Source organism: Brevundimonas sp. NIBR11, from assembly GCF_027912535.1.
Taxonomy (GTDB): Bacteria; Pseudomonadota; Alphaproteobacteria; order Caulobacterales; family Caulobacteraceae; genus Brevundimonas.
The window spans coordinates 2197262-2219414 of the sequence record NZ_CP115465.1; the positions used below are offsets into that span (position 1 = coordinate 2197262).

The window sequence follows — 22153 nt, forward strand, 5'->3', positions numbered from 1 at the left end:
GTCCTTAGGCCTGCGCCTCGCCCACGTCGTGGCCGCGTTGGGCGTCGAGCCGTCCCGCAAGCATGGCGTCGAAACGATCCCGCGCCTCATGGATGTCCAGCGGCTCGGGCGTATGGACGATCCGCGCCAGCGCGGCCGCAGCGCGAGCCTTGGCCCTGCCTTTCAGCTTGCCCACGCCGGCGGCGACCAGCTTCATCTCGGCCATGTCGCCGGTCCAGTGGATGACCAGATCGCAGCCGGCCTTCAGCGACTTGTCCGCCCGCTCCGTCAGCGTCCCCTTCAGGGCGTTCATGCAGAGGTCGTCGGACAGCAGCAGGCCGCCGAAGCCGAGCGTCTCCCGAATGAGCCTGATCGCCTTCCTCGATTGTGTGGCGGGGCGCTTCTTGTCGATCGCGGTGAAGACGATGTGGGCCGTCATGCCGATGGGCATGTCGGACAGGGCCTTGAACGGCGCGAAGTCCCACGCGTCCAGCGCTTCCAGCCCTGCATGGACCGTCGGCAGTTCCTTGTGGCTGTCGGCGAAGGCGCGGCCGTGGCCGGGCATGTGCTTGATCACCGGCAGGACGCCGCCGGCCAGTAGGCCTTCCGCTACCGCCCGCCCCAGCTGGCTCACCGTCGCGGGATCCTTGGCGTAGGCGCGGTCGCCGATGATGTCGTGGGCGCCCGGCGTCGGCACGTCCAGCACCGGGGCGCAGTCGATATTGATGCCGACGGCCTTCAGGTCGTGGGCCATCAGACGTCCGCCCAGGCGCGCCAGCTCCCGCGCCGCCAGCGGGTCGTTGGTCGCCTTCAGGAAGGCCTCGGCCGGCGGGTATTTCTGCCAGTGCGGCGGCCCCAGGCGCTGAACGCGCCCGCCCTCCTGATCGACCAGAATTGGACAAGCCCAGCCCACGGCGTCGCGCAGCTCCGAGGTCAGCTTCAGGACCTGCTCCGGGCTATCGACGTTCCGGCGGAACAGGATGAAGCCCCAAGGCCGCACATCGGCGAAGAAGGCGCGCTCCTCCGCCGTCAGCACGTGGCCCTGACAGCCGTAGATGGCGGCGGAGTGGCTCAAGGCCTATCGCACCAGACAGTCGCCGCCGCCGCCTTCGATGGCGGCGCAGAAGGCGCGGGCGTCCTCGCGGCGGAGCCCCGTGAAGGTCGTGCGATAGACGGTCGAACCGTTCGATGCGGTCACTTCCTGAACCCGCTTGGTCGCATTGCGGGCGAACTGCGGGAAGCGGGCGGCGACGGCGGCGTATTCGCGGTCGGCGATCGCGGTCGAGGAGAAGGCTCCGATCTGGACGGCGGCCGAACCGCCGGCCCCGTTGGCGGCCGGCGCCGGTATCGTCGCGGCTGGCGCGGCCGGACGCGGCGCGGTCGGAGCCGGGGTCGCGGGACGAGCCGTCGGCAGGGCCTCGGCTGTCTCGATGGGGCGCGGCGCGGGACGGGGCAGAGGCGTTTCGGGCGGGGCCGTGAACTCGGGCGCGGCGGCCGTGTCCTCGGCCTGGTCGTAGAGGCCGACGCCGGCTTCCGGATCGATGGGCTGGGCCTCGGCGGGCGCCTCGACCTTCATCTGGGCGATGGGCGTTCCGATGGCGGGCGGGGCGTCGGTCGAGGCGCGCAGCCCCGAACGATAGAATAGAACCACGGCGATGATCAGCACCAGCAGCACGGCTGCGCTGACGATCAGGGTGACGGGCGGCGCCTTGGCGGGCGGGCCGCGACGCGCGTCGAAGCCACCGCGATTGAAAGGCAGATCGTCGTCGGTCGGCGGCGTATAGGCGCCGCGGTCGCGTGAGCGGTGGTCGTCGTCGTAGGACATGGTCGTCGCCTTGCTCGTCACCGAACGCGAATCGACGCGCCGGGGTGACAGTCTAGCCCCCGCGGAGGCATTTTTCAGGTCGCGGTCAAAAGGCTCCGCCTTTTCTCTTCGACGCGACCTTTCGAATCACAGATCGAGGGCGAGGTCGAGGTTGAACAGCTTCCTGTGCTCCTCGATCGCATACCGGTCGGTCATGCCGGCGATGTAGTCGCAGACGACGCGCGCCCGCTTGTGCGGATCGGTCGTCGCGGCCCGGGCGCCCCATTCGGTCGGCATGACCTCCGGCTCGGCCATGAACAGTTGGAACATCTCGGCCAGGATCCGCCGAGCCTGGCTGCGGGTCCGGTTGACCCGATAGTGGCGATACATCCGCTCGTAGAGGAATTTCCGCAGCACGCCGAGCTCGGCCATCATCGGATCGGAGAATTGGACGAGGGTCCGGCGGGCCGTGCGCACATCCTCGACCGACCCGATGCCGTCATCGGCCAGGCGACGTTCGGTCTCGGTCAGCACGTCCTCGACCATGGCCCCGATCATGCGCCGCACGGCCTCCAGCCGGATCATGCGGTCGTTCAGCGCGGGCCAGTCGCGGCGGGTCTGGCGCAGGATCGGGCCGATCATCGGCACGTCGGCGAGGTCGGTCAGGGTGAACAGCCCCGCTTGAACCCCGTCGTCCACGTCGTGATTGTTGTAGGCGATGTCGTCGGCGATGGCGGCGGCCTGGGCCTCCAGCGAGGCGAAACTGTTCAGCCGCAGGTCCCAGCCGGGCGCGAAGTCGGCGATGGCCTTCCACGCAGGCTCGTCCAGCTTATGCGTGACCGGGCCGTTGTGCTTGACCACGCCCTCGACCGTTTCCCAGCTCAGGTTCAGACCGTCGAAGTCCGGGTAGCGGGTCTCCAGCTTTGTCACGACGCGGAACGTCTGGACGTTGTGATCGAAGCCGCCCCACGGCTCCATCTGCAGCTGGAGTTCATCCTCGCCGGCGTGGCCGAAAGGCGGGTGGCCGAGGTCGTGGGCCAGGGCGACGGTCTCGGCCAGATCCTCGTCCAGCCGCAGGGCATGGGCGATCGACCGGGCGATCTGACTGACTTCCAGCGAATGGGTCAGGCGGGTGCGGAAATGGTCGCCTTCATGCGCGACGAAGACCTGGGTCTTTTCCTTCAGGCGGCGGAAGGCGGTGGAATGGATGATCCGGTCGCGATCGCGGGCGAAGGCGTTGCGCGTACGGCTGGGCGGCTCCGGGAACAGGCGTCCGCGCGAATGGGCGGCCAGTTCGGCATAGGGGGCGCGGGCGTCGGTCTGGCTCAAGCGCGATGTTCTCTCGGGCGGCCTTTGCGAACGGCCTCGTCAGTCTCATATAGGCGGGCATGAGCACCGTCCAACCCGCCCCGCTTGAACTCAAGGTCGCCAAGCGCGCGCCCGAGGGGATCGTGCTGGCCGAGAGCGCGGCCCGGCGGCTGGCCAGGCTCAGCGAGGTCGAGGGCCGTCCCGTCCTGCTGCGCGTGGCTGTCGAGGGCGGAGGCTGTTCCGGCTTCCAGTACCAGATGGACCTGGTCGAAACCGGCGAGGACGACGATCTGCGCGTCGAGACCGACGGTCAGACCGCCCTGGTGGATCCTGTCTCCGTGCCGTTCCTCAAGGGTTCCGAGATCGCCTGGATCGACGAACTGGCAGGCGCCCAGTTCGTCATCCGCAACCCGAACGCCGCGACCAGCTGCGGCTGCGGCGTCAGCTTCTCGATCCTCTAGGCTGCAGCCAGGGTCGCCTGGACGCGCCTGAGCAGCTGCTCGGGTTCGAAGGGCTTGAGGATGTAGCCGTTGCCGCCGTCGGCCAGCACGTCGCGCACGGTGGCCGGGCTGTTGTCGGCCGTCAGCATCAGAACCGGCATCTTGTGGCCGGCCTTGCGCACCGCGCGAAGCGTATCGACGCCGCTCATCCTGGGCAGGCGGACGTCGAGCAGGACCAGGTGCGGATCGACCCGCCCAATCTGGGCCAGACCTTCCTCGCCAGACCCGACGCCCGTCACCTGATGACCAACCTGGCTCAGAATGATGTCGACGGCGTCCCGCAAAATGGCGTCATCCTCGATCAGCAGGATACGGGCGCTGGTCACAGCGTCTCCTGGAAACGGACCGGGCGGCCGTGCGCCGAGCCGATCAGTTCGCCGTCGGACATGACGACCCGGCCACGGACGATCGTCTTCATCGGCAAGCCCTTGGCCTCGAAGCCGTCGAAGGGGGTCCAGCCGCAGCGGCTGGCCTGGTCCTCGTGACGGATGGTGCGGGTCGCCTTCAGGTCGATCAGGGTCAGGTCGGCGTCCCAGCCCTCCGCCATCCGGCCCTTGTTGGCGATGTTGAAGATGCGCTGGGCGCCGGCCGAAGTCAGGTCGATGAACCGCTCCAGTGACAGCCGGCCCTCGGCGACGTGGGTCAGCATGACGGCCGGCAAAGTCTGGACGCCGGGCATGCCCGAGGGCGAGGCCGGATAGGGCTTTGCCTTCTCCTCCTTCGTATGCGGGGCGTGGTCGGAGCCGAGGACGTCGACGACGCCTTGCTGGATGCCGCGCCACAGGCCGTCGATGTGATGGCGATTGCGGATCGGCGGGTTCATCTGGGCGTAGCCCTTGAGCCGCTCGTAGGCCTCGTCGCCGTCCAGGGTCAGGTGCTGAGGCGTGGTCTCGACCGAGGCGATGTCGCGATGGTCGGCGAGGAACTCGATCTCCTCGGCCGTCGAGACGTGCAGGACGTGGATGCGCTTGCCGACCTCGCGCGCCAGCCGGACCAGGCGGCGCGTCGACAGAATCGCGCTTTCGGCGTCGCGCACGTCGGTGTGGCTGGTCCAGTCGCCGGTGCGGGCGAGGCCGCGCCGTTCGGCCAGACGGTACTCGTCCTCGGAGTGGAAGGTGGCGCGACGGCTGACGGCGTTCAGAACCTCTCTCACCCCGTCGTCGTCGGCGATCAGCAGGTCGCCGGTCGAGGCGCCCATGAAGACCTTGACCCCGCAGCAGCCGGGCAGACGCTCCAGCTCGCCCAGATGCGCCGCATTGCCGTGGGTGCCGCCGATGTAGAAGGCGTGGTCGGTCCACATGCGGTCCTTCGCACGGGCCAGCTTGTCCTCCAGCGTCGCCGGATCGGTGGTGTTGGGGTTGGTGTTCGGCATCTCGAAGACGGCGACGACGCCGCCGAGGGCCGCAGCGCGGCTGCCGGTCTCGAGGTCCTCCTTCCACTCCAGCCCCGGCTCGCGGAAATGGACCTGGGTGTCGATGATGCCGGGGATGACGGTCAGTCCGGACGCATCGACGACCTCGCCCGCCGAGGCTTGGGCCAAATCGCCGATGACGGCGATCTTGCCGTCCCGAACCCCGACATCGGCCATGCCGCGCCCGGAGTGGTTCACGACTTCGCCGCCACGGACGATCAGGTCAAAGGTCTGGTTCATGGACGGTCCGGTCTGAAAAACACCGTCCGAAGCGTCCACTGCGTTCACTGCGTCCAGGTCGCTCGCGACGAAACACCGTCCGAAGCGTCCGCAGCGTCTGCAGAGTCCCGATCTCCGGACCTCTCTCGCCGCTATTATACGCCAGGAATTTCGGGCGCCTGGTTCGGAGGCGCAACTTTTTTCGCCAGCAGCCCCTTGGCCGCCCTCAGCACCCGATCGGCGGGCAAGCCCAGCATGTGGTGGATGGCCTGGTTCAGGCGCGGATCGACCGCCTTGAACTCCTCCAGCGAGCGTTCGCCCCGAATGGATACGCCCTGCCAGGGGCCGACCAGACTGTCGTCGGATGGGCCGAACACCCCGACCGACGGCACGCCCGCTGCGACCGCCAGTTGGGTCCAGACCGAGTCGTTGCCGACATATAGTGATGCGCGCGACAGGGCGGCGGCGGTCTGGAGCCGGGTCAGCTTGCCCTGAAGCTCGATGACACGGTTGCGCGGCACGGCCAGACGGATCGTATGGGCGGCGTCGCGATCGGCGTCCTCACCCACGATCATCAGGCGGCCGCCGGCCAAGGGACCGTCGTCGGCCAGAAGCGGCGCCGCGACCTTGGCGAACCGCTCGGCGGGCCAGCGCTTGCCGATCCAGTCGGCGCCTGGACCGACCGCCAGCAGCGGCGCCCCGTCATCGCCGATCAAGGCGTCGGCGGCGGCGTGCGTCTCCTCGCTGAAGAACAGCTTCGGAGCGGGAACGTCGTCGAGATGCAGAATGCGCGCCGCCTGCTCCACCGCATGCAGGTCGGGCAGGTCGGCGCCGCGCACGGCCCGCCTGTGGCGACGCAGACGCTCGGAAAATTTGGTGCCGCGCATGTCGACCACGAGGCCCCATCTGGTCTCGCGCACCTGGTTCCACAGGGCGATCCAGTCCCAGCGCCCGGTCCTGTCCAACACGATCAGGCGGCGCAGGCGCGGCGTGTCGGCGAACAGGGGCGCCGAGGCCGCCGAACCGACGATGGTGAACTCCGCCTGGGGGATGGCCTCCACCAGGCTGGCCAGCGCGCCGGACGACAGAAGGGCGGCTTCTGCGTCCGCCTCGGCGATATAGAGAATGGGAAAGCGGGCACTCATGGGCGCACCGTATACGGATTCTCTCGTGGCGGGTGTGAGGCGATGGCCTGGTTCCGTCGCCGTCCGGCTGCGAACCTTGGAAGAGGCTGCCAGGGGGGTACGCGGGCGTCATAACGGCTCCGCCGCCAGCGGAGCCGTTCACGCCAGAAGTAGATCGTCAGGCCGTCAGGCGACGACGCTGGATATAGAGCGCCGCTCCGCCCGCAAGCGTCAGGCCGAAGAGAATCATCGCCCACTCCGACAGCGTTGGCACAGGGGTGGCTTCGGGCCCGAACGTGGCAAAGAAATAAGCGTCATATCCGGTGAGTTGGGCATCGGCGCCGTTGCGCAGGTCCACGGCTTCCCCGTCCTGATAAGGATTTCCAGCCCTTAGCTCGATAGTCCCAGACTGGCCGGCCGCGTTCTGGGTCGCTCCGATGAAGATGTAGCTGCCAGGTGTTACAGCTACGCCACCCGCGGGGATTACCGTGACGACATCGGCAGCAGCCCCGGATCGAGGCGCTCCAGTATGAAGCACGGCGCCCATGACCTTGGTCGTGTTGTCGTACGCCCGGACAACCGGCGTCACGTTGCCGGCCAGCCTCACAGTGAATTGCTGAAGCCGAGTGACGCCATTCGGAACGAGAAGGGCTTCGCCACGAGTCTGGAAGCCATCCAAGATACTGGCCGTGCTGCCTGTTTGCGTTTGCTGAACCGTTACGGTCTGAGCATTTGCAGCCGCGGCAAATGCCACAACGATAAGCGCCGCAAAGGCGGTTAAGATGGTGCGATACATTCATGACCCCCGATCGCCTCGTGAATGAGGCGTTTTCGATGGTGCCTAACATGAAGATTAGAGTGCGCAAGCAGAAAGACGCTTGATAGTCTTCGACTTTTCGGCCGGCTTGTCGATTGGGTCGTCGGCTATCACTGACCCAGAACCCGGATTCCGACGTCCAGTCCCGGCATGGGACTTCTCGATCCTTGTCCCTCCCCTTATCTGATCCGGCATGACCGAACGCATCGCCCGCCTCGACAGCCGCGCCCTGATCCGGGTGAGCGGGCCGGATGCAAAACCCTTTCTGCACAATCTCCTGACCCAGGACGTCGAGACGCTGGCGGCGGGACACCTGCGGTTCGGCGCCCTGCTGTCGCCGCCCGGACGGTTGCTGTTCGACCTGTTCCTGTGGGGCGAGGACGACGCGGTGGTGCTGGACGTTGCGGCGGACAAGCGCGACGCCCTGATGCAGCGGTTGTCGATGTACAAGCTGCGGGCCAAGGTCGAGGTCGCCGCCGACGACCGGTCGGTCTTCGTCAGCTGGCAGGGCGTGGCTGAGGGCTTCGTCCCTGACCCCCGGACTTCGGCGCTGGGCGGCCGGACCCTCGGCGACTTCACGGCCACCGCGACCGAAAACGACTGGAGCGCACACCGGCTGGCGGTCGGGGTCCCCGATCCCACACGAGACGCCGACGACGGGACCTATCCGATCGAGGCCAATTTCGACCTGCTGAAAGGCATCGACTTCCAGAAGGGCTGTTTCGTCGGCCAGGAGACCACCTCCCGCATGAAACGACGCGGCGAGATCAAGAAGCGGATGCTGCCGCTGACGTTCGACGGCCCGGCGCCGGCGGTGGGAGCCGAGTTGCTGAATGGCGAGTTGCGGGCGGGCGAGGTCCTGACCGGGCGCGACGGCGGGGCGATGGCGCTGGTGCGGCTGGACCGGATCGACGGTGCGCTGACCGTCGACGGGCGGGCAGTCACGGTGATTCGGCCCGACTGGATGACCTGACGAACGGGCGCCCGGGCGTTACGCTGCGCGCATGACCGAATCTCAGCCAAGCCGGGGAGGACGCTGCGCCTGGTGCGGGACCGACCCGCTCTACTGCGACTACCACGACACCGAATGGGGCGTGCCCGAGTACGACGCCCGCGCCCTGTGGGAGAAGCTGGTGCTGGACGGCTTCCAGGCCGGGCTGGCGTGGATCACCATCCTGAGAAAGCGCGAGGCCTTGCGCGCCGCCTTCGCCAACTTCGATCCCGACATGGTGGCCAGGTTCGACGACGCGGACCGCGAAAGGCTGATGAACGATGCCGGCATCATCCGCTCGCGCGCCAAGATCGAGGCGGCCATCAAGGGGGCGCAGATCTTCGTCGAGATGCGCGACAACGGCGAGGACTTCTCCGCCTGGCTCTGGTCGTTCGTGGACGGAAGGCCGCTGCAGGGAAGCCGCGTCGGCGGCGACATCCCGACCCAGACAGAGGTCTCGGTCGCGATGGCCAAGGCGCTGAAGAAGCGGGGCTTCAATTTCTGCGGCCCCGTGATCGTCTACGCCTTCATGCAGGCCTCGGGTCTTGTTAACGACCACACCTGTTCATGCTTCCGCCAAGAAGACGTCCGCGCGATGGGCTGAGTCCGGTGTCAGATGCTCCACCCTTTCGATACGGGGTGGACATTGGCTTTGGTCCCCTATTCGGTCAAAAGTGCTGAATGAAAGCTGTCACACCGCTATTCGTGATATCTGGTTTGCTGCTTTGGACCTCGGCGTTTGCGCTGCCGCATTCTCGCATCGCCGCAGCCGTCCTATTGGGCGTGGCTCTGATCTGCTTTGCGTTTTATGCCAGAAGTCAACGGGGCTCCTGATCTGACCTCCCCGTCGTGCCCCCTACCGAGGTTCGAGCGGTCCGCATTGGATTGAAATTGTGCCGATCTCATGTGTCGAACTGTAGTTGGCTGGATGCAGGCCTGTGGATTGGTCAACGACCACGTCGCAGGCTGCTTCCGCTGCGAGGAAGTCCGGGCTATGGGCGAGCCGTGACCGGCAAGACCAAGATCGCGAAAGCCTTCCCGACACTGGCGCTGGAGACCCTGTTGGCCCAACGCGTCGGCGGGCCGGTGTGCGGGGTGGACGAGGCAGGGCGCGGGCCCTGGGCCGGGCCCGTCTCGGCGGCAGCGGTGATCCTGTCGCCCGACGACATCCCCGAGGGCATCGACGACTCCAAGGCCCTCACGGCCGAGAGGCGAGCCACCCTCGCGGTCGAGATCAAGGCGCGCGCCGTCGCCTGGGGCGTCGGCTTCGCTTCGGCGGAAGAGATCGAAGAACTGAACATCCTGCAGGCCACCGGTCTGGCCATGTGCCGCGCCATCGAGGCGATGCGCGTGCAGCCGAAGGCCGCGCTGGTGGACGGGAATTACCGGTTCAGACTGCCGTGCGACGTCGAGACGGCCGTGGGCGGCGACGGCCTTTCGCTGTCGATCGCGGCGGCCTCGATCCTGGCGAAGACGGCGCGCGACGCGATCATGATCGCCATGGATGCGGAATATCCCGGCTACGGCTTCGCTTCGCACAAGGGCTACAACGCACCGATCCACCAAGCGGCGCTCAAGGCCATGGGCCCCTGCCCCATCCATCGCAAGAGCTGGGCGCCGATCCGGGCCCTGCTGGAACGCTAGACCGCCATCATACCGCCGAGCAGTGCGCCCAGCAGAGCCGCGATCAGGGCGCCGATGGCGATGACGAGCCAGCGCGGCATCTCCTCGGCCTCGACCGGAGCCACGCTGTAGGTCCGGGGTGACAGCACCTCGGCGCGACCGAGGAAATCATTGGCCGGGCGGCTGTCGAACCGGGTCTGGCTCGGGCTGCGCCATGCGGCCGTCTGATAGGCGTTGAGGGCGTCCTGAACGGCGCGGGGACGCGTGCGGAAACCTTGGCCTTGGGTCACGATCAGCTCTTCCATGTCGGCTTAACGACGCAGTGAGACCCTCGTTCCCTGAATGGTCAAGCTGCCAGCGCGACGGGTCTGTCGGTGACGACGAACAGGTATTCGATGTTCCTCAGCCGGCCCACCGCGCCGACTTTCTCACCCTTGCGATTGTGAATGCCGATGCGGGCGCCGACGTAGCGGGGGCGCGGGATTTCCACGACCTGGACATGGCCGCGCGCCGACAGCATCTCCACCAGTTGGTCCCTGCTCAGGTAGCCCTCGTCGTTGAACGAAACGATCAGGTTGGGCGTCCGGATGGCGTCGATGACGGCCTGGAGCGCCGGGCCGATGCCGGGGCGGGAGTTGAAGGCGCTCTTTCGGGTCTTCACGTCGATCCGCTTGTTGGCGACGCCATAGGTCTCGGGCCGGTCCCACAGGATCAGGCTCTCCCAGACATGGTAGTTCCCGAGGTAGGAGTGCTGGTTGTAGGGCGGGTCCAGATAGACGAGATCGCCGTCGAAAGCCGCCGCCGTCTCCAGCGCATCGGCCTGCGTGGCGCGACACGGCCCCGACGCCACACCCGGATGCAGCACCGGCATCCTCAGCTCCAGCGGCTTCAACGCCCGCGCGGCCCAGGACTTCATATAGGCCATTTGCAGACCGGCGGTTGAGTCGACCCGGTCGGCGGCCTCCATCAGGGCGACCAGCGCGACGGCTTTCAGCTCCGGCTCCAGCCCCATCGCCTCGATCCGATCGCGCATGGCCTCGATGCGGGCCCCGTTCTCGGGCGTGAAGTAGCGGGCGTCCTCGCAAAAGGTGCGAGTAAACCAGCCGGCCTCCGGGCGGGTCTCCGAAAGGTCCGCGAGCACCGCGACCGCCCGGTCCTCCCACCGCCCGCGGTCGGCTTGCACATAGGCCGTGCCAAGGGCGTGGGCATAGGCGTTGTGATCGTTGGACCAGACCTGAAAGCCGCCGCCCTTCAGCGCATGGCCGACGCGGGCGGACCCGGAGAACAGGTCGCAGACGCGGCCTCCGTTCGGCAGCAAGGCGCGCACGGAGGATACGATCGGGTCGAGCAGGGCCCGCTTGGAGCCGAGGTATTTGATCATGAGCGTCCCGCGAGGAACGCTACTTCCGCGCCTTCCCCTTGGCCGGAGCATGCGCCAGTCGCAGGAGATTCGCAGCCCCCGGCGCCCCGAACGGCGTGCCGGCCAGGATCAGGATGCGTTGGCCGGGCTCGGCAAGGCCGTATTGCATGGCCGAGGTCACCGCGTCCTCGGTGACGTCCTCCAGACTGGTCGGCTCCTTGCCCAGTCGCGGCTCCAGACCCCAGACCAGCGCCAGCCGCCGCGCCGTCTCCGGCTTGGGCGTCAGGGCCAGAACGGGCTGGAGCGGACGCTCGCGCGACATGCGCCGCGCCGTCCCGCCCAGCGTGGTGAAGACCACGATGCAGCCGGTCGATTGCGCCTCGCCCGCCTTGCGCGCCGCGGCCACCAGGGCGTCGGCGTCGAATCCCTCCATCCCCGCATGCTCGGCGTCCATCAGACTGGGCCACAGGGGGTCGCTTTCGACCCGCTCCATGATCCGGTTCATGATGCCGACGGCCTCCAGCGGATAGTCGCCCGACGCCGTCTCTGCCGACAGCATCAGGGCGTCGGCGCCCTCATAAACCGCATTGGCGACGTCGGAGGCCTCGGCGCGCGTCGGCGCAGGGGCCGAGGTCATCGATTCCAGCATCTGGGTCGCGACGATGACCGGCACGCCGCGCTGGCGGGCGGCGCGGATGATGGCCTTCTGGGCGACTGGAACCTCTTCGGCCGGCATCTCCACGCCCAGGTCGCCGCGCGCGACCATGACGCCGTCGCAGTAGTCGAGGATGGACTCCAGATCGTCGAGCGCCTGGGGCTTTTCGATCTTGGCCAGACAGGCGGCGCGACCCTTCACGATCGACTTCAGCTCGGCCATGTCCTCGGGCTTCTGCACGAACGACAGGGCGACCCAGTCGACCCCGATACGCAGGGCGAAGTTCAGGTCCTCGCGGTCCTTGGCCGTCAGGGCCGAGACCGGGATGATGGCCTCGGGCACGGCGACGCCCTTGCGGTCGGACAGTTTCGTGCCGCTCTCCACCGTGACGTCGCACCATTCGTCGGTGCGCTTGCCGACGCGCAGCCGCACCCGGCCGTCGTCGAGCAGCAGCAACATGCCCTCGCGCAGGGCCTTGAAGATTTCCGGATGCGGCATCTGCACCCGTGTCGCGTCGCCGGGCGTGGGATCGAGGTCGAACCGCATCTGGTGGCCCGGCTTCACCGCGATCTCGACATCGGCGAACCGGCCCAGTCGCAGCTTCGGCCCCTGAAGATCGGCCAGCACGCCGAGCGGCCGTTTCACCGCCATCTCGGCCCCGCGCACGGCCTTCAGATTGGCGGCGTGATCCTCATGCGAGCCATGAGAGAAGTTCAGGCGAAAGACGTCGACCCCGGCCTGGGCCAGGGCCTTGACCATGCCGGGGGCGCGGCTGGCCGGTCCCAGCGTCGCGACGATGCGTGCGCGGCGTTGTCTATTCATGGTGGTCCCGTTGGCCGGTCGCGTTTCCTGACGGCGACTGTGCCACGAAACGCGCGCGGAGGAAGGACGGCTCCCTTTCGGGAAACGAGAAGTGAGTCCGTGTTACGGGGCCGGGCAGTCACTCGCGCCATAGACGCGCAGATCCAGGCAGCGGCCGTCGACGGTGTCCACGGACTTCAGACCCATGAGGTTCGCCAGCGACGGGGCGATGTCCACGGTGCGGATCTGCCAGAACCGCTCCTGGCCCTGGCCGTTCGGCCGCCAGAACACGATGGGCACGCGACGGTCGTAATCCCAGACCGAGCCATGGCTGGCGATGGCGCCGCCCGGCCGTGTGTGTCCGGTCAGATAAGGGCCATAGGCGATCATGATGTCGGCGCCGGAATCGGCCACCGCGCTCAGACGCAGCCGTTCGCGCACGGTCAGGGCCTCGGGCTCCACGTCGCGGCCCGGCATCGGGTCGGCCAGAAGGTCATCGGTGGCGACGGCCAGGCTGACGGTCGGCTCCGCGTTCAGCAGGGCGACGGCGCGGGCGACGATGGGCGCGCGCTGGGCCGGCGGCAGCAGGACATGGCTGGCGTCCGCGACGATCAGGCCCGTCAAGCCGCTCTGCAGCGGCGCGTACATCAGGCCGAACTCGGCCTGGAGGGTCCGGTTGATGCGCGGGAGCATGTCGCGGTCGTTGCGACCTGCCGGCGCTCCGCGCTCCGCCATCCGCTCGGGCGAATCCGAGCCGCCGTGGTCGGCGGTCAGGACGACGATCGCGCCGCCCGGCACGGCCGCGACCTTGTCGAGGAAGACGCCCAGCGCCTCGTCCATCCGCAGGAGCTGTTCGCACATCTCCGGCCCCTGGGTGCCGTAGGCATGGCCGATCTTGTCGGTGCCCGACAGGCTGACGCCCAGCATGTCGGTGACCCCGCGACGGCCCAGTTGCTGGCGCTCCAGAAGGTCGGTCGCGGCCAGAAGCGTCGTCTCGTCCAGTGCGGGAGAGTCTTCCAGATTGTAGTGCTCGGGCGGCAGATCGACGTGCAGGACATCGCCGTACAGGCTGCTCTCGCCCTTCAACGTGCGGCAAAAATCGTGCTGATAGGTCCACCGTCCGACCGGATCGGCGGCATAGCGGGCGCGATAGGCGGTGTTGAACTCGGTCACGGGCGCCAGGCGCGCCTCGGCCGTCTGACCGGGCTCGAGATAGGTCGTCAGGCCGAAGCCTTCCTGAATCCAGAAGGCGCCGTCCGGCGTATGTCCGGCCAGGTTGATGGCTCCGCGATCCTTGCCCGAGACGGCATAGACCCGGCTCTGCGGACTCACCGCCTTCAGCCAGTCGGGCAGCATGGTGACACGGATATTGTCCGGCCCGACGCGCCCGTTCTCGCCCTCGCCGCCGTCCGCCAGCGTGTTCTGCGGCGCGGCTAGGCAGTAGACCTCCAGCCCCGTGACCGGGTCGATCCACTCGTTCGACGGAATGCCGACCGTGGTCGGATAGGCGCCGCTGAGCACCGTGGCATGCCCGGGGCAGGTCTTGGTGATGCCTTGGGCCTGATAGCCGTTGGCGTAGACCAGACCGCCGTCGATCAGGGTGCGCAGGCCGCCCGTGAAGCGCCCGCGATACTGGTTGAACAGGTTGGAGCTGAACTGGTCGATGACGATGGTGACGACCAAGGCCGGCCGAGCGTCCGTCTGGGCAGGCGCGGCGGTCTGCGCCTGAGCCGCCGGCGGCGTGAGCAGGCTCGCGGCGAGTGACAAGACGAGCGGGGCGGGCAGTCGGGACATAGGGACACCGTGGCGATTTTGGACGCACCGCTTAGCCCCGCTTGGTTACGGCTCCAAGACGATCTTCCGCCGCGTTGACAGAGGCGCAGGCCGGAGCCTAGGTCGCGACCGAAACGAGGGCCCGCATGTCCACTCCGAAAGTCCTGACGACGTTGCTCGGCGCGAGCCTCTTGGCCGCCTGCTCCGGCGACCCCCCCCGACCCGACAAGCCCGAGGCGCCCGTCGTTCAAGTCGCCGACGTGACCCAGCTGACCGGCGACGTCGAGGCGGGCCGGATGGGCTTCAGCCAGTGCCGCAGCTGTCACACGGTCGAGGCCGGGGTGAATCGCGTCGGACCCAGCCTGCACGGCGTGGTCGGACGGCCGGTCGCGCACGAGGCAGGCTATCGTTACTCGACCGCCATGGCGGCGGCGGGCGGCGTCTGGGACGAGCAGCGACTCTACGACTATCTGGAAAACCCCCGCGAGCACATCGTCGGCACCAAGATGACCTTCCCCGGCATCAAGGACGGCCAGCGCCGCGCCGACATCATCGCCTATCTGAAGACCCAGGCGGGCTGAGCCCCCGTAGCCGACCGTCTCCGCCGAAGTGCACGGACGGTGGTCGCATTCTGTCGAAGATAAAAATCAATTCGACACACCGATTCACGGCCCCGCCTGAACCCAGCAGCCCATTTCGGCCTCCAACGCGCCTTGGTCTGAAAGGGGCGTATAGTGCTCCCACGGCTCGCGGAGAGTGCGGGCACACCGAAACGTTTCGTCCTTTTCGTCACCTTTCGTCCCGTTTCGTCACGTTGCGTGCGACATGACGAAACGGACCAACCCGGCAGCGGCGACTTACATCGTCGCGCCGAGGCGCCAGGGCTGGATCTCGTCCTCGCCGAAACCGAGGGCTTCCGACGCCGTCACCTTGCCCGAAGCGGTGGCCAGGATGGTTTCGAAGATCTCGGCGCCGAGGGCGTCCAAGGACATTCCCTCGTCCAGCACCCGGCCGCAGTCGATGTCGATGTCGTCGGGCATCCGGCGGGCCAACGCCGAGTTGGTGGCCAGCTTCAGGCTCGGCGCCGGCTTGGCCCCGAAGACGGACCCTCGACCGGTAGTGAAGCAGATCAACGTCGCTCCGCCCGCGATCTGGCCCGTCGCCGAGACGGGGTCGTAGCCGGGTGTGTCCATGAAGACGAGGCCGTGGGCCGTGACGGGCTCGGCGTACTCATAGACGGCCGACAGGGGCGCGGACCCGGCTTTGGCCACGGCGCCCAGCGACTTCTCGAGGATGGTCGTCAGGCCGCCGGCCTTGTTCCCGGCCGAGGGGTTGTTGTCGAGCGAGCCGCCCGTGGTCTCGACGTGCCGTTCCCACCAGGCGATGCGGTCCATCAGCTTGGCCGACACTTCGGCCGAGGCGCGGCCGGTCAGCAGGTGTTCGGCGCCGTAGATCTCGGGCGTTTCCGACAGGATGGCCGTGCCGCCCTGGGCGACGATCAGGTCCACCGCGCGGCCCAAAGCCGGGTTGGCGGTCATGCCGGAATAGCCATCCGACCCCCCGCACTGCAGGCCCACGACCAGTTTGGACACCGGCTGGGGCGTGCGGATCAGGGCGGCGGCGCGGTCGGCCATCTCCATCACCCGCTCGACGCCCTGCTGGATGGTGGAGGCCGCGCCTCCGCTCTCCTGGATGGCCATGACGCCCAGGTCGACGGAGCCCGCCATGCCCTCGGCCTCCATCAGGGAGGAGATCTGGTTGGTCTCGCAGCCGAGGCCCAGCATCAGGACGCCCGCGACGTTCGGATGGCGCGCATAGCCTGACAGGGTCCGGCGCAGCATGTCCATCGCCTCGCCCTCCGACGCCATGCCGCAGCCCGAGCCGTGGGTGATGGCGACGACGCCGTCGATGGTCGGATGGCTGTCGCCGAGGCGAGCCTCGACCTCGCGGGCGATGCGCCGGGCGACCATGGCCGAACAGTTCACCGAGGTGACCACCGCCAGATAGTTGCGGGTCCCGACCCGACCGTCGGACCGGAGGTAGCCGTCGAAGGTGCGGGGTTCGGCGGCCTCATGAGCGACCCCGGCGACGACACCGGTGTCAGCGCGGGCCGAGATATCGCCGACGCCAAGGTTCTGCGTATGGACCCAGTCGCCCGGCGCGATGGCGGCGATCGCCGCGCCGATGACCTGACCATACTTGCGGACCTGGCCGCCGAGGGCGACGGGCTTCAGCGCGATCTTGTGGCCGGCCGGGACGTCGGTCGTGGCGGTGACGCCCTCGATGGTCTCGCCGGCGCTGAGGGGACGGACGGCGACGGCGACGTCGTCATCGGGATGAAGGCGAAGGATGGACGGGGAGGACATGGCCCTCCCCGCCTAGCATGTCCCGACGGCGACGTCAGGCGGCAGCGGCCTCGGCGGCCAGCTTCTTCTTCGCCCGGCCGCGACCCAGTCGGTAGACCGCAAAGGCGATGGCGCCGCCGATGGCCAGTATGATGATCGTCGTGATGGGGCGGAAAGCGAGCCACGCCAGGGCGATGGTGACCGTGCCGACCAGCAGGCCCAGCACGAAGCCAATCAGGCCCGTGCCCATCCGAACGATGGTCCCCGCCAGAGGCAGGACATCGGCCAGCACGCCCAGCGGCGCCAGGATCAGGCCGAACCCGACCATCAGGAGGACCATGCCGACGACGCGGATGATCCAGGCCATCAGGTTGTTGGCGTCCTGGGCGGACTGGAACATGTCGCCGGCCGGGACATCGCCGTCGGCGACCAGCAGGAACTCCGAGCCGTTGCGGGCGCGGTAGTCGAGGAAGTTGTCCCCGTTCTGACGGGCGACGACGCTGATCTCCGAGACGGGCGTGACCTCGTACGAGACACGGGTGTCGCCAATCACAGGGTTCTGGGCGTTCTCGCCGAAGAAGATGGTGGTCTGCGAGACCGTGTGGCTCGAGGCTTCGCCGGCGGCGGCATCGATGGCGTCCTGCTGCTGCGACAGGTTCAGCGGCTCGGCGCCGCCGACCTGACTCAGGACGTTCTCTTCCAGCTGGTAGTCGCCGAGGGTGGCATCGGTGGCGAAGATATCGGCGCTCTCGATCGCCATCTCCGGGTTCTCGTGACCCGCCGGTGTATTGAACGCGCTGGAGTCGATCGGGGTGGAGGACCAGACCTTGGTGTAGCTGTAGGTGGTGACCGTCTCCTCGCCGCCCCCCAGCTTGGTGCGGCTCTCGGACTTCGACTCCTCCTGCCACTGGTACATCTCGGCCGAGCGCGACAGCTTCACGCCGGTGGCCGTGACGCCGTACTCGGTGTCTTCCAGCGGCGCGGTCACGGCGATGTCGCCGACGACGTGGACCAGCTTCTGATCATTGGCGGGATCGATCGGCGAGGCCGGAGCCTCGACCACCGCGCCGGCGCCCTCGGTCAGACCGCGCGCGACCTTGACGGCGTTGCCCTCGTTCCAGGCCAGGCCCCAGACGCAGGCGAAGATCAGGACGATGCCGACGAGCACGCCTGCGAAGGCTCCGCCGATGCGGCTGAACCAGCCCTGGCTGGTCGTGACTGTGACTTGATCCGGCATTTCGCTCCCCCCGAGCCCGGTCGAGTCTCGACCGTGAGGCGCACAGATATAGCACCGCTTTGCGGACGCGATAGCGAAGGCCTGCTTACGGAAGCTGACGGACCGTCAGAGCCCCCGCCAGTCGCGCCACCAGGCGACGAACCGGCCCAGCCCCTCGGCCAGCGCGACCTTCGGCGCATACCCGGTCAGCGCGTTCAGCTTGGAGACATCGGCATAGGTCGCCGTGACGTCGCCGGCCTGCATAGGCCGCATGATCTTGACCGCCTCGCGGCCCAGCGCGGCTTCTAGCGTGGAGATCATCTCCATCAGGCCGACGGGGCTGGAATCGCCGATGTTGTAGACCTCGTGACCGCCCTTCGACGGCGGGTGGTCCAGCACGCCCACGATGCCGTCGACGATGTCGTCGATGAAGGTGAAGTCCCGCGCCATCCTGCCCTCGCCGTAAACCTCGATCGGCTCGCCCCGCATGATCTTCTCGGTGAAGCTGAAATAGGCCATGTCCGGCCGGCCCATCGGTCCGTAGACGGTGAAGAACCTGAGGCCAGACTGCGGGAACCCGTAGAGCGAGGCATAGCTCTGGCTCAGCAGTTCGCAGGACCGTTTGGTGGCGGCGTAGAGCGACACCGGCGAAACGGTCGGATCGTCCTCGCGGAAGCCCTGCCCCGCCAACGGCCGATCGCCGTAGACCGAGCTCGACGACGCATAGACGAGGTGTTCGACGCCGTTGTGCCGGCAGGCCTCGAGGATCGACAGATGCCCCTGAAGATTGGACCGCTGGTAGGCGAACGGGTTGTCGATCGAATAACGGACCCCCGCCTGTGCGGCCAGATGCACCACCCGCAGGGCGCCCGACGACCGAACCAGTTCGGACATCGCCTCGGCGTCGGCGATGTCCGCGCGGACCATGCGGAAGTCCGGGTAGGCGGACAGCCGCGCCGCCCGCAGGTCTTTCAGGGCGACATCGTAGTAGGGATTCAAGTCGTCGACCCCGATGACGGTCTCGCCCCGCTGCAGCAGCCGTTCGGCCAAGTGCATCCCGACGAAGCCCGCCGCTCCGGTGACGACGACCGTCATCTGGCTCAGCCGCGCCCGATCGAGGTGTAGGAGAAGCCCCGCGCCCGCATCTCGGCCGGGCGATAGACGTTGCGCAGGTCCACCATCACCGGCGCGCGGGCCAGAAGCTTGATCCGGTCCAGATCCAGGGCGCGGAATTGATCCCACTCGGTCAGGATGACGATGGCGTCGGCGTCCTCGATCGCGCTGTAGGCGTCGGCGCGATAATCGATGTCGGGCAGCAGCTTGCCGGCCTCGTGCATGCTCTCGGGGTCATAGGCCTGCACCTTCACGCCCGCGGCGATCAGGGCGGGGACGATGTCCAGGCTGGGGGCGTCGCGCATGTCGTCGGTGTTCGGCTTGAAGGCGAGGCCCAGAATGCCGACGATCTTGCCCTTGCCGTCGCCGCCCAGCGCCGAGATGACCCGGTCGGCCATGGCCTTCTTGCGTGCGTCGTTGACGTCGACCGTGGTCTCCACCAGCCGGACCGGGGCGCCATACTGCTGGGCCGTGCGGACCAGGGCGACCGTGTCCTTGGGAAAGCAGGAGCCGCCGTAGCCGGGACCGGCGTTCAGGAACTTTCCGCCGATCCTGCCGTCCAGGCCGATCCCCTTGGCGACCTGCTGCACGTCGGCGCCGACCTGTTCGCAAAGGTCGGCGATCTCGTTGATGAAGGTGATCTTCAGCGCCAGGAAGGCGTTGCCCGCGTATTTGATCAGCTCCGACGTCCGGCGCGAGGTGTAGACCACGGGGAAGTCGTTGAGGCTCAGCGGGCGATAGACCTGGGCCATCACCTCGCGAGCGCGCTCATCGTCGGTGCCAATGACGACGCGGTCGGGACGTTTGAAGTCCTCAATCGCAGCGCCTTCGCGCAGGAACTCGGGATTAGAGACCACGGCGAAGTCCGCTTCCGGATTGACCCGACGGATGATGGCCTCGACCTCGTCGCCCGTGCCGACGGGGACGGTCGACTTGTTGACCACGACGGTGAAGCCCTGCACCAGACCGGCGATCTCCTCTGCGGCGGCGTAGACGTAAGACAGGTCCGCGTGGCCGTCGCCGCGCCGCGTGGGCGTGCCCACCGCGATGAAGACGACGTCCGCCGACCGGATCGCCTCCGCGCCGTCGAGGGTGAACGACAGGCGGCCGGCCTTTACGTTGTCGGCGACCAGGGCCTCGAGACCCGGCTCGAAGATCGGAATCTCGCCGGCGTTCAACCGCTCGATCTTGGACGGGTCCTTGTCGACGCAGACGACGGTATGGCCGAAGTCGGCAAAACAGGCCCCGGACACCAGGCCCACATAGCCCGTGCCAATCATCGTTACGCGCATTCAAATCATCCCCAACGACAGCGGCCTGCCATAGACCAGTCGGCGGGGCGGCGCAAAACGTCGGCGTCCACACCCCGTTAAGCCTGTCCTCTTACCCGATCTTGAGCCTCGGCGAGGCAGTGTTCGTTCATGACCGACAGCCCGTCTCTCAGCTATCGCAACTCGCTGACCGAACGCCGTCGTCGGGCGCGGACTCCGTTCCGCGCCGCCCGCCGCGAGCGCGAACGCGTCCGCCTGCTCGGCCAGGCCGTCGATCTCGTACGCCCGGAAGAGGTGCTGCACCACGTCGAGGCGTGGGTCGAGGCGCGCCGCAAGGTGATCATCGCCAACCACAATCTGAACAGCCTCGCCCTGATGCAGAAGGAGCCCCGGCTGGCGCGCTTCTACGCCCGGGCCGATCTGGTCGAGGTCGATTCCACGCCCCTGATCCATTTCGCCAAGCTGCTGGGTCTGCAAGGCAAGGCGTTTCACCGCTGCACCTATCTGGACTGGCGCGATCATTTCTGGAGCCTTGTCGATCGCAAGGGATGGCGCGTCATGTACATCGGCGGCGCCCCCGATGTGGTCGAGCGCGCGCGCGGTCGCCTGGCTTCGGAATATCCGGGAGCGGACATCCGGGCGCGGGACGGGTTCTTCGTCGCCACGCCGGGCTCGCGGGACAACACGGTCGTGGTCAATGAAGTGAAGGCCTTCGATCCGCACATCCTGTTCGTCGGCATGGGCATGCCCCGTCAGGAGCTGTGGATCCTGGACAATCTGGACGCCCTGCCCGACTGCGCCATCTTCTCGGTCGGCGCCGCCTTCGACTACGAGGCGGGCGAGCAGAGGGCCGCGCCGCGCTGGATGGGACGGATGGGGGTCGAGTGGCTGTTCCGCCTGGTCCATGACCCCAAGCGTCTGGCGCGGCGGTATCTGATCGAGCCGTGGAGCCTGAGCCACCTTATCGTGGCCGACCTTTGGACGGCGTTGCGGGCCAAGCGACTAGGGCGCACAGCCTAGACGGCCGCCAGCGGGCCGGTGGTGATCGCCACCCGCCCGGCCCGGCCCGTCGCCTGGATCACCACGCGGGTGTCGCCTTCCAGGCGTACGGCCGAAAGCACATTGGTGGCATAGGCGCCGGTGTCGACGCCGATGCGCCGCGCATCGGAGTGAACGGCTTCGGTCGGCGTATGGCCGTGCACGACCACCTGTTCGAACGGAGCCGGGTGATCGAGGAAGGGCTGGCGGATCCACAGCAGGTCTTCGGGTGACTGCACCGGCAGGGCGACGCCGGGTCGCGCGCCCGCATGACAAAAGAAGTAGTCCCCGATCGAGACCGACAGTTCCTGAGCGGCCAGCAGTTCGCGATGCGAGTCCGGCAGGGCGTCGCCGAGCGCGCGCGAGGCTTCGGCCCAGGCCCGGGCGTCGCCGCGCATCGGCGGCGGCGCGACGCCGTACGACACCAGGGTGTCCCGGCCGCCGTAGTCGCACCACGATGGCCCGACGAGGGGGTCGTGAAGGAAGGCCTCCATCCGCTCCTCGTGGTTGCCTTTGATGAAATGGACCTCCAACGCCGGGTCGGCGGCGAGATTGCAGAGCTGATTCAGGACGCCTTTCGAGTCCAGGCCGCGATCGACGTAGTCGCCGAGAAAGACCACGACCTTGCGTGAGGCCTCGGCCGCATGGAGGTCGGCGCGGATGGCCTGGATCAGCCGGTCGGCGAGATCCGACCGCCCATGGATGTCGCCTACCGCCCAGATGACGCAGTCCGAGGGCGTGCGAGACGTCCTGCGGGCCGGTCGGTTGGGAAAGAAGCGCGAGAGCATGGAATTCACATGCCCGC

General features: G+C 67.8%; 22 protein-coding genes. 6 read left to right on the forward strand and 16 right to left on the reverse strand.

The window, feature by feature from the left end; all coding sequences use genetic code 11:
* Positions 1-4: 4 nt before the first annotated feature.
* The 3 genes from nagZ to O5O43_RS11105 all read right to left on the reverse strand — a co-directional run bounded on the left by nagZ (position 5) and on the right by O5O43_RS11105 (position 3112).
* On the reverse strand, positions 5-1054 hold the full coding sequence (gene nagZ, locus O5O43_RS11095) for a beta-N-acetylhexosaminidase (protein WP_271083946.1): 1050 nt from the start codon (positions 1052-1054) through the stop codon (positions 5-7).
* 3 nt (positions 1055-1057) lie between these two features.
* Positions 1058-1804 (reverse strand): SPOR domain-containing protein, encoded by a 747-nt coding sequence (locus tag O5O43_RS11100; protein WP_271083947.1) that lies wholly within the window; start codon positions 1802-1804, stop codon positions 1058-1060.
* Positions 1805-1930: 126 nt separating this feature from the next.
* Positions 1931-3112 (reverse strand): deoxyguanosinetriphosphate triphosphohydrolase, encoded by a 1182-nt coding sequence (locus O5O43_RS11105; protein WP_271083948.1) that lies wholly within the window; start codon positions 3110-3112, stop codon positions 1931-1933.
* Positions 3113-3171: 59 nt separating this feature from the next.
* Here O5O43_RS11105 and erpA point away from each other — a divergent pair, with 59 nt between their 5' ends.
* A complete protein-coding gene (gene erpA, locus O5O43_RS11110) occupies positions 3172-3552 on the forward strand; it encodes an iron-sulfur cluster insertion protein ErpA (protein WP_271083949.1) in 381 nt (126 codons plus the stop codon).
* Here the strand turns inward: erpA and O5O43_RS11115 are convergent.
* From O5O43_RS11115 to O5O43_RS11130, 4 genes are all read right to left on the reverse strand, one after another.
* On the reverse strand, positions 3549-3917 hold the full coding sequence (locus O5O43_RS11115) for a response regulator (protein ID WP_271083950.1): 369 nt from the start codon (positions 3915-3917) through the stop codon (positions 3549-3551). The two genes, erpA and O5O43_RS11115, sit on opposite strands and share 4 nt — an antisense overlap.
* A complete protein-coding gene (locus O5O43_RS11120; RefSeq protein ID WP_271083951.1) occupies positions 3914-5242 on the reverse strand; it encodes a dihydroorotase in 1329 nt (442 codons plus the stop codon). Before O5O43_RS11120 ends, O5O43_RS11115 begins: the two co-directional genes overlap by 4 nt.
* 134 nt (positions 5243-5376) lie before the next feature.
* Complete coding sequence (locus O5O43_RS11125; protein ID WP_271083952.1) at positions 5377-6366, reverse strand: glycosyltransferase family 9 protein; 990 nt, start codon at positions 6364-6366, stop codon at positions 5377-5379.
* A gap of 157 nt (positions 6367-6523) precedes the next feature.
* Entirely contained in the window at positions 6524-7141 is a 618-nt protein-coding gene (locus tag O5O43_RS11130) for an IPTL-CTERM sorting domain-containing protein (RefSeq protein WP_271083953.1), read from the reverse strand.
* Between the two features lie 214 nt (positions 7142-7355).
* Here O5O43_RS11130 and O5O43_RS11135 point away from each other — a divergent pair, with 214 nt between their 5' ends.
* The 3 genes from O5O43_RS11135 to O5O43_RS11145 all read left to right on the forward strand — a co-directional run bounded on the left by O5O43_RS11135 (position 7356) and on the right by O5O43_RS11145 (position 9797).
* Positions 7356-8135, forward strand: coding sequence for a folate-binding protein YgfZ (locus tag O5O43_RS11135; RefSeq protein WP_271083954.1), 780 nt, complete (start codon positions 7356-7358; stop codon positions 8133-8135).
* A 31-nt stretch (positions 8136-8166) separates the two neighbouring features.
* The gene (locus tag O5O43_RS11140) at positions 8167-8757 is read left to right on the forward strand and encodes a DNA-3-methyladenine glycosylase I (RefSeq protein ID WP_271083955.1); all 591 of its coding nucleotides are present in this window, start codon (positions 8167-8169) and stop codon (positions 8755-8757) included.
* A 440-nt stretch (positions 8758-9197) separates the two neighbouring features.
* Positions 9198-9797, forward strand: a complete 600-nt coding sequence (locus O5O43_RS11145) for a ribonuclease HII (protein WP_271086428.1) — start codon at positions 9198-9200, stop codon at positions 9795-9797.
* Here the strand turns inward: O5O43_RS11145 and O5O43_RS11150 are convergent.
* The 4 genes from O5O43_RS11150 to O5O43_RS11165 all read right to left on the reverse strand — a co-directional run bounded on the left by O5O43_RS11150 (position 9794) and on the right by O5O43_RS11165 (position 14386).
* Entirely contained in the window at positions 9794-10066 is a 273-nt protein-coding gene (locus O5O43_RS11150) for a hypothetical protein (RefSeq protein WP_271083956.1), read from the reverse strand. The genes O5O43_RS11145 and O5O43_RS11150 overlap by 4 nt on opposite strands.
* A gap of 56 nt (positions 10067-10122) precedes the next feature.
* The gene (locus O5O43_RS11155; protein WP_271083957.1) at positions 10123-11157 is read right to left on the reverse strand and encodes a DNA adenine methylase; all 1035 of its coding nucleotides are present in this window, start codon (positions 11155-11157) and stop codon (positions 10123-10125) included.
* Between the two features lie 19 nt (positions 11158-11176).
* Positions 11177-12613 (reverse strand): pyruvate kinase, encoded by a 1437-nt coding sequence (gene pyk / locus O5O43_RS11160; protein WP_271083958.1) that lies wholly within the window; start codon positions 12611-12613, stop codon positions 11177-11179.
* A 102-nt stretch (positions 12614-12715) separates the two neighbouring features.
* A complete protein-coding gene (locus O5O43_RS11165; RefSeq protein WP_271083959.1) occupies positions 12716-14386 on the reverse strand; it encodes an alkaline phosphatase family protein in 1671 nt (556 codons plus the stop codon).
* Between the two features lie 125 nt (positions 14387-14511).
* Between O5O43_RS11165 and O5O43_RS11170 the strand changes: the two genes are divergently transcribed.
* Entirely contained in the window at positions 14512-14946 is a 435-nt protein-coding gene (locus O5O43_RS11170) for a cytochrome c family protein (RefSeq protein WP_271083960.1), read from the forward strand.
* A 276-nt stretch (positions 14947-15222) separates the two neighbouring features.
* Here the strand turns inward: O5O43_RS11170 and O5O43_RS11175 are convergent, their stop codons facing one another.
* From O5O43_RS11175 to O5O43_RS11190, 4 genes are all read right to left on the reverse strand, one after another.
* Complete coding sequence (locus tag O5O43_RS11175) at positions 15223-16731, reverse strand: altronate dehydratase family protein (protein ID WP_271083961.1); 1509 nt, start codon at positions 16729-16731, stop codon at positions 15223-15225.
* Between the two features lie 34 nt (positions 16732-16765).
* Positions 16766-17947 (reverse strand): TMEM43 family protein, encoded by a 1182-nt coding sequence (locus O5O43_RS11180; RefSeq protein ID WP_271083962.1) that lies wholly within the window; start codon positions 17945-17947, stop codon positions 16766-16768.
* A gap of 105 nt (positions 17948-18052) precedes the next feature.
* A complete protein-coding gene (locus O5O43_RS11185) occupies positions 18053-19030 on the reverse strand; it encodes an NAD-dependent epimerase/dehydratase family protein (RefSeq protein WP_271086429.1) in 978 nt (325 codons plus the stop codon).
* Complete coding sequence (locus O5O43_RS11190; protein WP_271083963.1) at positions 19027-20331, reverse strand: UDP-glucose/GDP-mannose dehydrogenase family protein; 1305 nt, start codon at positions 20329-20331, stop codon at positions 19027-19029. Before O5O43_RS11190 ends, O5O43_RS11185 begins: the two co-directional genes overlap by 4 nt.
* Before the next feature lie 129 nt (positions 20332-20460).
* Between O5O43_RS11190 and O5O43_RS11195 the strand changes: the two genes are divergently transcribed.
* The gene (locus O5O43_RS11195) at positions 20461-21330 is read left to right on the forward strand and encodes a WecB/TagA/CpsF family glycosyltransferase (protein ID WP_271083964.1); all 870 of its coding nucleotides are present in this window, start codon (positions 20461-20463) and stop codon (positions 21328-21330) included.
* Here O5O43_RS11195 and O5O43_RS11200 read toward each other — a convergent pair.
* Positions 21327-22136: a metallophosphoesterase family protein gene (locus O5O43_RS11200; protein WP_271083965.1), complete on the reverse strand. Its 810-nt coding sequence runs from the start codon at positions 22134-22136 to the stop codon at positions 21327-21329. The two genes, O5O43_RS11195 and O5O43_RS11200, sit on opposite strands and share 4 nt — an antisense overlap.
* Positions 22137-22153: the final 17 nt, after the last annotated feature.

Coding starts and splice junctions, on each gene's coding strand:
- O5O43_RS11100 (WP_271083947.1), bottom strand. CDS start 1,804: ATGTCCTACGACGACGACCACCGCTCACGCGACCGCGGCGCCTATACG.
- erpA (WP_271083949.1), top strand. CDS start 3,172: ATGAGCACCGTCCAACCCGCCCCGCTTGAACTCAAGGTCGCCAAGCGC.
- O5O43_RS11120 (WP_271083951.1), bottom strand. CDS start 5,242: ATGAACCAGACCTTTGACCTGATCGTCCGTGGCGGCGAAGTCGTGAAC.
- O5O43_RS11125 (WP_271083952.1), bottom strand. CDS start 6,366: ATGAGTGCCCGCTTTCCCATTCTCTATATCGCCGAGGCGGACGCAGAA.
- O5O43_RS11130 (WP_271083953.1), bottom strand. CDS start 7,141: ATGTATCGCACCATCTTAACCGCCTTTGCGGCGCTTATCGTTGTGGCA.
- O5O43_RS11135 (WP_271083954.1), top strand. CDS start 7,356: ATGACCGAACGCATCGCCCGCCTCGACAGCCGCGCCCTGATCCGGGTG.
- O5O43_RS11140 (WP_271083955.1), top strand. CDS start 8,167: ATGACCGAATCTCAGCCAAGCCGGGGAGGACGCTGCGCCTGGTGCGGG.
- O5O43_RS11155 (WP_271083957.1), bottom strand. CDS start 11,157: ATGATCAAATACCTCGGCTCCAAGCGGGCCCTGCTCGACCCGATCGTA.
- pyk (WP_271083958.1), bottom strand. CDS start 12,613: ATGAATAGACAACGCCGCGCACGCATCGTCGCGACGCTGGGACCGGCC.
- O5O43_RS11165 (WP_271083959.1), bottom strand. CDS start 14,386: ATGTCCCGACTGCCCGCCCCGCTCGTCTTGTCACTCGCCGCGAGCCTG.
- O5O43_RS11170 (WP_271083960.1), top strand. CDS start 14,512: ATGTCCACTCCGAAAGTCCTGACGACGTTGCTCGGCGCGAGCCTCTTG.
- O5O43_RS11175 (WP_271083961.1), bottom strand. CDS start 16,731: ATGTCCTCCCCGTCCATCCTTCGCCTTCATCCCGATGACGACGTCGCC.
- O5O43_RS11180 (WP_271083962.1), bottom strand. CDS start 17,947: ATGCCGGATCAAGTCACAGTCACGACCAGCCAGGGCTGGTTCAGCCGC.
- O5O43_RS11190 (WP_271083963.1), bottom strand. CDS start 20,331: ATGCGCGTAACGATGATTGGCACGGGCTATGTGGGCCTGGTGTCCGGG.
- O5O43_RS11195 (WP_271083964.1), top strand. CDS start 20,461: ATGACCGACAGCCCGTCTCTCAGCTATCGCAACTCGCTGACCGAACGC.
- O5O43_RS11200 (WP_271083965.1), bottom strand. CDS start 22,136: ATGCTCTCGCGCTTCTTTCCCAACCGACCGGCCCGCAGGACGTCTCGC.